The sequence below is a fragment of the Paractinoplanes deccanensis genome, assembly GCF_016862115.1.
GTDB classification, from domain to species: Bacteria; Actinomycetota; Actinomycetes; order Mycobacteriales; family Micromonosporaceae; genus Actinoplanes; species Actinoplanes deccanensis.
Window position 1 is genome coordinate 68632 of record NZ_BOMI01000175.1, and the last position, 9352, is coordinate 77983.

The 9352-nt window shown below is 72.7% G+C and carries 7 protein-coding genes; all 7 read left to right on the plus strand.

Annotation, left to right across the window (positions count from 1 at the left end; translation table 11 throughout):
• The 7 genes from Ade02nite_RS41755 to Ade02nite_RS41785 are packed head-to-tail and all read left to right on the plus strand — an operon-like array spanning position 1 to position 8386.
• The gene (locus Ade02nite_RS41755) at positions 1 to 1527 is read left to right on the plus strand and encodes a tyrosine-protein kinase domain-containing protein (protein ID WP_203776174.1); all 1527 of its coding nucleotides are present in this window, start codon (positions 1 to 3) and stop codon (positions 1525 to 1527) included.
• The gene (locus tag Ade02nite_RS41760) at positions 1520 to 2782 is read left to right on the plus strand and encodes a lipopolysaccharide biosynthesis protein (protein ID WP_203776175.1); all 1263 of its coding nucleotides are present in this window, start codon (positions 1520 to 1522) and stop codon (positions 2780 to 2782) included. Before Ade02nite_RS41755 ends, Ade02nite_RS41760 begins: the two co-directional genes overlap by 8 nt.
• Positions 2779 to 3990, plus strand: a complete 1212-nt coding sequence (locus Ade02nite_RS41765; RefSeq protein ID WP_203776176.1) for an O-antigen ligase family protein — start codon at positions 2779 to 2781, stop codon at positions 3988 to 3990. The genes Ade02nite_RS41760 and Ade02nite_RS41765 overlap by 4 nt, the downstream gene beginning before the upstream one ends.
• The gene (locus Ade02nite_RS41770; protein WP_203776177.1) at positions 3987 to 5087 is read left to right on the plus strand and encodes a hypothetical protein; all 1101 of its coding nucleotides are present in this window, start codon (positions 3987 to 3989) and stop codon (positions 5085 to 5087) included. Before Ade02nite_RS41765 ends, Ade02nite_RS41770 begins: the two co-directional genes overlap by 4 nt.
• A gap of 23 nt (positions 5088 to 5110) precedes the next feature.
• Positions 5111 to 6148 carry a GNAT family N-acetyltransferase gene (locus Ade02nite_RS41775; RefSeq protein ID WP_203776178.1) on the plus strand — a complete coding sequence of 346 codons (1038 nt, stop codon included), beginning with the start codon at positions 5111 to 5113 and terminating at the stop codon, positions 6146 to 6148.
• 8 nt (positions 6149 to 6156) lie between these two features.
• Entirely contained in the window at positions 6157 to 7374 is a 1218-nt protein-coding gene (locus Ade02nite_RS41780) for an FAD-dependent monooxygenase (protein ID WP_203776179.1), read from the plus strand.
• Positions 7367 to 8386, plus strand: a complete 1020-nt coding sequence (locus Ade02nite_RS41785) for a GNAT family N-acetyltransferase (RefSeq protein WP_203776180.1) — start codon at positions 7367 to 7369, stop codon at positions 8384 to 8386. The genes Ade02nite_RS41780 and Ade02nite_RS41785 overlap by 8 nt, the downstream gene beginning before the upstream one ends.
• Positions 8387 to 9352: the final 966 nt, after the last annotated feature.

Genomic DNA, 9352 nt, shown 5'->3' on the forward strand with positions numbered 1-9352 from the left:
GTGGAACTGCGCGAATACGTACGGGCGTGCCGGCGCGGCTGGGTGTGGATCCTCGTGCCGGTGCTGCTGGCGGCGGGCATCGCCGCCACGTTGACGTTGAGCCGGCCGCCCGCTTACCGGTCGGCGATGGTGTTGTTCGTGACCACCGGGGCGGACGACGCCGATGCCGGGGCGAGCCGGCTCAACTCCTACATCGCGCTGGTCACCGGCCCGCAGGTGGCGCGCGGCGTGGTCGCCAAGGTGGGCGACGGCCTGACCGTCGAGCGGGTGCGCGACAAGCTCACCGCGCAGGTGCAGGACGGCACCGACCTGCTCGTGGTCACGGCCACCGACCAGTCCGCCGAGCGCAGCCGGGCGATCGTGCGCACGGCGACCGCGGAGCTCACGACGCTGGTGCGCCGGCTCGGGTCGGCGCCCGCCATCTCGGTCGCCCAGGACGCGGTGACCACGCGGCAACCCGACGGCCTCGTGCGCAACGTGGGCTTCTCGGCCGTGCTCGGCCTGCTGATCGGCGCGATCGTCGTGGCGGTGCGCGAGGCGACCCGCAAGAAGGTGACCGAGGAGGACGACCTGCGCCGGCTCGGCATCGGCACGGTCGGCGTGATCGCCCTCGGCAGCCGGTACGGCCGCAACGCCAAGCCCGACGTGGAGCTCGCCGAGGCGTTCCGCCGCCTGCGCAGCCTGCTGCCCGACCTGAACGGTGGCACGTCGCTGCTGCTCACCGGCGCCAACCGCAAGGAGGGCACCACGGCCGTCGCGTGCGGCCTGGCGATCGCCCTGGCCGAGACCGGCGCCCGCGTGCTGCTGGTCGACGCGAACCTGCGCTCGCCCGGCGTCGGCCGCTACCTCGGGCTCGAGGCGGGCCCGGGCCTCGCCGAGGTGCTGGCCGGTTCGGCGGCGATCTCCGACGTGCTGCACACCCCGCTCGACGGGCGGCTGACCGTCCTTCCGCCGGGCACGGGCGTCCCCGATCCGGGCGAGGCGCTCGCGTCGCCCCGGCTCGGCGCGACGATGGACGACCTGAGCCGCCGCTTCGACGTGGTCCTGGTCGACGCCCCGGCCCTGAACGGCGTGGCCGACGCGACAGTGCTCGGCAAGGTGACCGACGGCGCCCTGCTGGTGGTGCGCGCCAACCACACCCGCACGGTGGACGTGCAGCGCTCCACCGACCTGCTCGAACGGGTCGGCGCCCAGCTGGTCGGCGCGGTCCTCAACGCCCTGCCGCGCCGGCTGCCCACGGGCGCGATCCGGCACCGCCCGGCCCAGGTGCCCGACAGCCCCGCCCTCGTCCAGACGCTGGTCGGCGGCGCGACCGACGAGGACGAGACCGGCGTGGGCGTGGTGCCGGCCTACCCGGCGACGGTGCGTGGCCGCGCCAAGGTGGTCGAGGTCGTGCCGGAGGAGGAGCCGCCCAGCGTGCCGCCCTTCGTGCCGACCGTGGTCCGGGCCAGCGCCCACGTGCCCGAGGAGCGCGAAGAAGGCCACAAGGACGAGGAGGACGGCAAGGCGGACGACGCCGATGACTAGGCTGGCGGAGGCCCGGCGGCCGGCCCGGGCCTGGGAACACCTGCGCGAGCCGTACGTCCGGCTCTTCGCCTCGCAGCTGCTCGTCGGCGGCGTGGCCATGGTGGCCAACGTGCTGATGGTGCGGGCGCTGACGCCGGCCGGCCGCGGCGAGGTCGCCCTGCTGCTCCAGGTCATCTACCTGTCCACGCAGGCGCTGCTGCTCGGCACCGAGCGCAGCTTCGTCGCGGCCTACCACGACACCACCCCGGCGGCGGGCGTGCGCGCGTACGCCCGGCTCCTCGCCGTGCCGAGCGGCATCGGCCTCGCGGTGGCCGTCGGCTTCGCCGTGATGGCGCCCGACCGCCTCGACCCCGGGCCGGCGGCCGTCGCGCTGATCGCCGCGTACGCGCTGGTCGAGTCGTGCGGCCTGGCGATCCGGTCGATCGCCATCGCGGCCGGCCGGGTCACCGACTTCCTGATGCTGCGCGTCGTCGAGGCGGTCCTGCTGCTCACCCTGCTGGTCGTGCTCTACGCCGCCGGCGCGACCCGCCCCGAGGTGTGGATCCTCGCCTACCTGGTCGCCGGGATCCTGCCGACCGGCACCTACCTGATCCTCTGGCTGCGCCTGCCACGCCACCGCGCCGGCGAGCCGCCCGCCGACCACAACCGGCTGGTGCGGCGCGAGGGCATCGCGCTCTTCCCGGCCGCACTGTCCAACATGGCCATGCTGCGCGTCGACCGGCTGGCGCTGCCCGCGATCGCGTCGACGTCGGCGCTCGGGCTCTACGCCAGCGTCTCCACGATGACCGAGCTGCTGGCCTGGCCGGTGCGCGCCTACGCGGACTCCCGGCTCGGCACGTGGCGGGTCGCGCACCGGGAGGGCACGCTGCGCACGCGCCCGCTGGTCGTCGCGGCGAGTGTCTACTGCGCCGTGGTCGCCCCGATCGCGGCCGCCGGGCTGTTCCTGCTGATCGTGCCGGTTTTCGGGCCCGCGTACGCCCCCGCCAAGGCCATCGTGGTGCCGCTGGTGATCGCGGCCGGGCTCTACGCCGTCTCGCGGGTGAGCCTGGGCCTGCTCATCGCCAGGGGCCGCGGCGCCCTGGTCTCCGCCGCCGAGCTCACCGGCTTCGCGGTCAGCTTCGCCGCCTACCTGCTGCTGATCCCGCCCTTCGGCATCGCCGGTGCCGCCTACGGTTCGCTGATCGGCTACGGGGCTTGCCTCGCCTTCGCGCTGGTGGCCGGCCGTGTCGCCCGTACCGGAGCGGACGTGTCATGACGTGGATCTGGCACCCTCGTGTCCTCCTCGCCCCCGGCCTGGTGCTGATCCTGGTGGCGATCGGCGGACGGTACACGTTGGACCGTGCCGGGTTCACCGACCTGGCCTGGGTGGACCTGCGGGTCATCGGGCTCGTCGTCGGGCTGGTGGCGCTCACCGTCGACGTGGCCCGCCGGCCGCGGAGGCCGCGCGGCGAGGAGCGGCGCGAGGGCTGGCTCGTCGCGGCCACGCTGTTCTTCGTCTTCCAGATCGCCTCGGGGCTGTGGGCGCCGGACGCCGCGCGGGTCGGGCCGCAGACCCTCGACCTGGTGCTCATGGCGGCGCTCGTGCTCGCGTTCTACCTCTACGCGACCGGCGATCCCGAGGCGGTCATCCGCACGGCCTTCCTGCTCTTCTACGTCGCGGCGATCCTGTTCGCCCTGGCCGCGCTCGCGTCCGGCCCGGGCGAGCAGGGCCGCTACTCGGCGTTCGGCGGCGGGCCCAACGTCTTCGTCCGCATCCAGCTGCTCGGGGTGATCAGCGCGATCGCCCTGACCATGTTCACCCGGCGCCGGCTGCCGCTCGTGGCGATCCCGCTCTTCCTGCTGACGGCGGTGCTCTCCGGGTCGCGGGCCGGGCTGCTCGCGGGCCTCGTGGTCGGCGCCGCGGCGCTGTGGAAGATCCGCAGGAAGCTCACCGCCGGCGTGGTCGTCGCGGTGACCGGGGTGCTGGCGCTCGCCGGCGGCGTCATCGGCCTGCTCGCCCCGCCCGCGTTCACCAGCCTGTTCCAGGAGCGGTTCGTCGAGCAGACCGTGCAGGAGCGCTATCTCAGCGACCGCACCGACATCTGGGGCGCCGCCTGGCGGCTGGCCGTCGATCACCCCCTCACGGGTACGGGGCTCGACGGCTTCTACGGCACCGTCGGGGTCAACCAGCGGGTCGAGTACCCGCACAACTACGTGCTCGGCGTCGCGGCGGAGGGCGGCCTCGCCGGGATCGGGCTGCTCGCGCTCGCGGTGCTGCTGTGGATCGCCACCGTGCGCGGCGGCGGCCGGCGCCCGCGGATGACCGGGCCGGCGGTGGCCTCGGCCGCGCTGGTCGCCCTGTGCAGCCTCTTCTCCGGCGACTACTACGACGCGCGGCTGTTCTGGCTCTTCGCCGCCCTGGCCGCGGCGGCCGCGGTGATGCCGGTGCCGGCGGCGCGCGACCGGGAGGCGGTGCCGGCATGAGCATGACCCGCCGCGCGGCGCTGCTGGCCGCCGCCTCGATGGGCCTGGCAGCCTGCGGAGGTAACGACGTGCCGGAGACCGAGAAGCCGATCCCCGCCAGCCCGGCCGCCGCCACCGCGACGGTCAAGCCGGTCTCGCACTGGACCGCTGTCTTCCTCAACGGCTGGAACTTCCAGTACACGGCGAGCCTGCCGCAGAGCCGCTCCCGGGACAGCTGGGACCACTACAACCTCTCCTACTCGCTGGACGCGCTCGTCGCGATGTTCCGGGCCACCCGCGAGCGCCGCTACCTCGACCGCGCCCTGGAGTTCGCCGAGAACGTGATGGCCGCGGCCGTCCCGTCCCGGTCGATCCCCGGCAGCGGCTTCCGCGACGGCTATCTCGGCTGGGCGTCGTCGCAGAACGGCCAGGACGGCGACGAGATCCCGCTCTACGAGAGCTATTTCTGGCGGTACGCGACGGCGCTGCTCGTCGCCATGAGCGAGTCGGCGCCGGTGATGGGCGACCGCGGCTACAAGGCCCGCTTCGACCGGCTTCTCACCTTCGCCGCCACCAACGTCTTCGCCAAGTGGTACGACCGCGGCGCCGACGACCACCTCTACCGCGAGCGCACCCACATGGCGGCGCACTGGGCGCTCATCGCCCTGCACCTCGACAAGCTGACACCGGACACCCGCTACCACGCCGTGCGCACCGAGATCGACCGCCGGCTCCGCGACCAGATGCGGCGCAGCCCGATCGAGCCGACCGCCTACTTCTGGAGCGACGTCTGGGGTTCGGCGAAGCGGCCCGGCCAGGACGTGAGCCACGGCAACGGCGTCATGGCGTACGTGGTGGAGGCGCGCGACCGCGGTGGCGCCTGGACCGGCGCGGACCTCACCGCGTTCGCCGCCGTGCTCGGCGTGATCTGGCCCGGTGGCCGCGACTACCGGGCCTATGTGGACGGCAGCGGAACCGACAACGGGTGGCTGGCGGACGGCTTCGTGAAGCTCGGCCGCGTGCACCCCTCGGTCCAGCTGCGGCTGGAGGCACACCAGGTGGTCAACGACCAGTTCGCCGCCAACATGGCGCTCAACGCCAGGATCCTGCGGCCGTAGGCGGACGGAAAGGAACGGACGAGATGACTGCGATCGCACGTGCCGCGCTGCTCGAGCCGGGAGCACGGGAGTGGAAGGAGGCCCTCCAGCGCACCTCGCACGACATCTATCACCTGCCCGACTACGTCAGCCTCGACGCTGCCCTGTGCGGCGGCCGCCCGGTGGCGCTCTGGTACTCCGATGCGGACCGGCACGCGCTCCTGCCGCTCATCGTGCGCGAGATCCCGGGCTGCGGCCTGCGCGACGCGATGTCCCCGTACGGCTATCCGGGTCTGGTCGGCAGCGCGATGCCGGGCGACCGCGCGTTCTGGGAGCGGGCCTGCGCCGCGATGGTGGCGGAGCTGCGCTCGGCGGGGCTGGTGACCGCCTTCGTGCGGATGCACCCGCTCGTGCCGTCGCCGCCGCTGGCGGTGCTCGCGCTCTTCGGCACGTTGGTGCGGCACGGCGAGACGGTGTCGATGGACCTGACGATCAGCGTCGAGGACATGTGGCGGCAGACCCGTGCCGACCACCGCAACCACATCAACCGGGCCCGCCGCGCCGGCACCCGGGTCGTCTTCGACGACTGGGACCGGCTCGCCGAGTGGGTCACGGTCTATCACGACAACATGCGGCGGGTGGGTGCGCAGCCCTATTACTTCTTCACGTACGAGCACCTGGCGGCCCTGCACGACGCGATCGGCGACCGGATGCACCTGGCCGTGGCGCTGGAGGGCGACGAGGTGGTCGGCGGCAACACCTTCTTCGAGTACGACGGCATCGCCACCGGCTACGTCTCGTCGACCCGGCGGGCCAAGCACCGGTACGCCGACGAGCTGCTCTACGACGAGGTGCGCCGCTGGTGCAAGCAGCGCGGCGACACGGCGTTCCACCTCGGCGGGGGCCGGGGCGGACGGTCCGACTCGCTCTTCTCGTACAAGGCCGGCTTCTCGCCGCGGCGGCACCCGTTCCACACCTGGCGCGTGATCGCGGACACCCAGGCGTACCTGGACCTGGTCCACGACCTGAAGCCGGAGGCCGACCCGGCGGACGTCTCCGGCACCTTCCCGCCCTACCGTTAGGAGGCCCCATGCGCATCACGTGCGTCGGCGGCGGCCCCGCCGGACTCTACTTCGCGGTGCTGGCGAAGCTGGCCGACCCGCACCACCGGGTCACCGTGCTGGAACGCAACCCGGCCGGCGTCACGTACGGCTGGGGGGTGGTGTTCTGGGACGACCTGCTCGACGACCTGTTCCGCTACGACCCGGTCAGCGCCCGGCGCATCTGGGACGCCGCCTACAAGTGGGACGAGTACGAGGTGCGTTGCACCGGCAAGGACGTCACCCACCTGCCCGGGTACGGCTTCAGCCTGGGCCGGCACCGCCTGCTCGACATCCTCGGGGAACGGGCCGCCGAGCTCGGCGTGGACGTCCGCTACAGCACCGAGTCGGCGGGCCGTCCCGTGCTGCCGCCCGCCGACCTGGTGGTGGCCTGCGACGGCGCCGGCAGCCGCCTGCGCGACCAGGCCGCCGAGCACTTCGGCGCCGAGATCGAGACGGGCCGCAACAAGTACATCTGGCTCGGCACCCCGCACGTCTTCCGCACCTTCACGTTCGGCTTCGAGCGCACCCACGCCGGCTGGATCTGGTACCACGCCTACCCGTTCTCGCGGGACGCGAGCACCTTCATCGTGGAGTGCACACCGGAGACGTGGGCGGCGCTGGAGTTCGACCGTCTCGACGCGGCCGCCGGCTGCGCCCGCCTGGAGAGCATCTTCGCCGCCCACCTGGACGGCCGGCCGCTGATCGACCATCGGGCGACGTCCGGCGGTACGGGGTGGATGAGCTTCCGCCGCATCACGAACCGGCGCTGGGACCACGGCGTGGTGGCGCTGCTCGGCGACGCGGCCCACACGACCCACTTCGCGATCGGCTCGGGCACGAAGCTCGCCATGCAGGACGCGATGGCGCTCGCGGACGCGCTGGCGGCCGGCTCGGCGGCCGGGGAGGACCTGGCGGCGGTCCTGGAACGGTACGAGCACCGCCGCCGCTCGGCGCTGCTCCCGTTGCAGCGGGCGGCCCTGGCGAGCAGCACCTGGTTCGAGCGGATGCCGTCGTACGCGGACCTGCCGGCGAAGCAGTTCTCGTACGCGCTGTCGAACCGGCGCGGCGACTATCCACTGTGGCGGTACGTTCTGCACGTGACCACCCAGACCGCGGTCACCCGGGCCATGCTCCGCGGCGCCCTGTCGGCGCGGCGGCGGCACCGCGCCCGGCGCCGCCTGCACGAGAGGAGCACCTATGGCTGAAGCCGCGATACTGAGGCCGGACGACGGAGCGTGGGCCGACACGCTCACGAAGGTCCGGCACGACGTCTATCACCTGCCCGAGTACGTGCGGCTCGACGCCGGGTTGTCGGAGGCCCGGCCGATCGCTTTCCGGTACGCCGAGGCGGACCGGGTGCTCCTGCTGCCGCTGCTGCTCCGCCAGGTGCCGGACACCGACTTCTGGGACGCTGTCTCCCCGTACGGCTATCCGGGCCCGGTGAGCAACGCCGCCGCCGGCGACCTGGGTTTCTGGTCGCGCGCCTGGTCGGCGTTCACCGACCTGATGTGCGCGCACGGGGCGATCACGGCCTTCGTACGGCTGCACCCGCTGCTGCCCGTGCCCGCCTCCCCGCTGTCGTCGGCGGGCACCCTCGTGCGGCACGGCGAAACGGTCTCGATCGACTTGCGGGACACCGCCGAGGAGATGTGGCGGCAGACCCATCGCAGCCACCGCAACCAGATAGGCAAGGCCCGCCGAGCCGGCATCACCGTGGTCTTCGACGACTGGACCCGCTACGACGAGTGGATATCCACCTACCACGCGACGATGCGCCGGGTGGGCGCCACAGCGTTCTACTTTTTCCCCACCACCTACTTCGAGGAGCTGCGCGCCGCCCTGGCCGGCAAGACCCACCTGGCGGTGGCCCTCTCCGAGACCGGCGAGGTCCTGGGCGGCAACCTGTTCTTCGCCTACAACGGCCTCATGCACACCCACCTGCAATCCACGAGGGACGGCCCCATCAACCACGCCGACAAACTCCTCTACGACGAGGTACGCACCTGGGGCAGAACCCACCACGCCACCACCACCTACCACCTGGGCGGCGGCGTAGGCGGCGCCGAGGACTCCCTGTTCCGCTACAAGGCAGCCTTCTCCTCCGGCCGCCAGGACTTCCACACATGGCGAGCCATAACCGACCCACGCGCCTACGAGAAGCTCGCCGGCCCCCCAACCCCGGAGGCGTTGCAGTCCCGCTTCCCGCCCTACCGCTGACCACCACCGAACGAGTGGCCGCCCCGGCGGCCACTCCCCACCGCCCCGGCGCAGCCCCACCGCCCCGGCGCAGCCCCACTCCTGGCGCACCCTCCGCCACAGCGGCGCAGCCCCACTCCTGGCGCACCCTCCGCCACAGCGGCGCAGCCCCACTCTTGGCGGCCGATCTTCGCCGCCTTGGCCCAGCCGTGCGCCTGGCCGCTGGTCTGTGCGGCCTTGGCCCAGCCGTGCGCCTGGCGGCCGCGGCTCAGCCGTGCTGCCGTCGGCCCTCCTCCGTCCTTTCCTCAGGGCGCCGGTTCAGCCGAGGTGCGACGCTCCACGCCCTCGATCGACGACCGCCTCCGTCGGCACGACCTCGGTGCATTCCTCCAGGATGCCAGTGCGTATTTGCTTGTGGCCAAGAGTGCGTATCATCTCCGCCAGCAACTCCTTTCTCGGGGCGCGCTGCCGCAGCCGGTGAACGGCCATTTCTTTTGAGGTCTCCGGCGATAAGCGTCAGTGCTATTCTGCGAACCGTCCCCCTTAACCGTCGGCGCCCACGAATTCATAATCGCGTCGGTGGGTGACTGTGAGATCCCGTCGGCGCCCTGGCGCCCCGTCGGCGAGATAACCCGAACGGCGCCAGTCGCCGGATCGGCGGCGAGATCCCGCGAAAGTGGGCGACGCTCGGGCGCGGACGCCGCCGACCGGTGCCGCGGGCAGCGCGCAGGTCCGAACAGCGCGCCGCCGCGAAAGACCAAGAATGCCTATCGTGCTCCGCGAACCCGGAGCAACAGGTCACTCCGCGCGTGCCAGCAGACTTCACGTGCGCCGCCGTTCCGGCCTGGCCTGTCTGCTCTTCGTCGACTGCCGCCCGAACCCGGACTGTCGCCTCAACACGCTTCAATGCCCCGACAGGATGTAGCGCCTTCGTCCGGCACACCAACACGCCTTGCAGGGCTGGCAACGCTGAACGAGCAAACACAA

Excerpts from the sequence above, each read along its gene's own strand:
- Ade02nite_RS41760 (WP_203776175.1), top strand. The coding sequence starts at position 1,520 with ATGACTAGGCTGGCGGAGGCCCGGCGGCCGGCCCGGGCCTGGGAACAC.
- Ade02nite_RS41765 (WP_203776176.1), top strand. The coding sequence starts at position 2,779 with ATGACGTGGATCTGGCACCCTCGTGTCCTCCTCGCCCCCGGCCTGGTG.
- Ade02nite_RS41770 (WP_203776177.1), top strand. The coding sequence starts at position 3,987 with ATGAGCATGACCCGCCGCGCGGCGCTGCTGGCCGCCGCCTCGATGGGC.
- Ade02nite_RS41775 (WP_203776178.1), top strand. The coding sequence starts at position 5,111 with ATGACTGCGATCGCACGTGCCGCGCTGCTCGAGCCGGGAGCACGGGAG.
- Ade02nite_RS41780 (WP_203776179.1), top strand. The coding sequence starts at position 6,157 with ATGCGCATCACGTGCGTCGGCGGCGGCCCCGCCGGACTCTACTTCGCG.
- Ade02nite_RS41785 (WP_203776180.1), top strand. The coding sequence starts at position 7,367 with ATGGCTGAAGCCGCGATACTGAGGCCGGACGACGGAGCGTGGGCCGAC.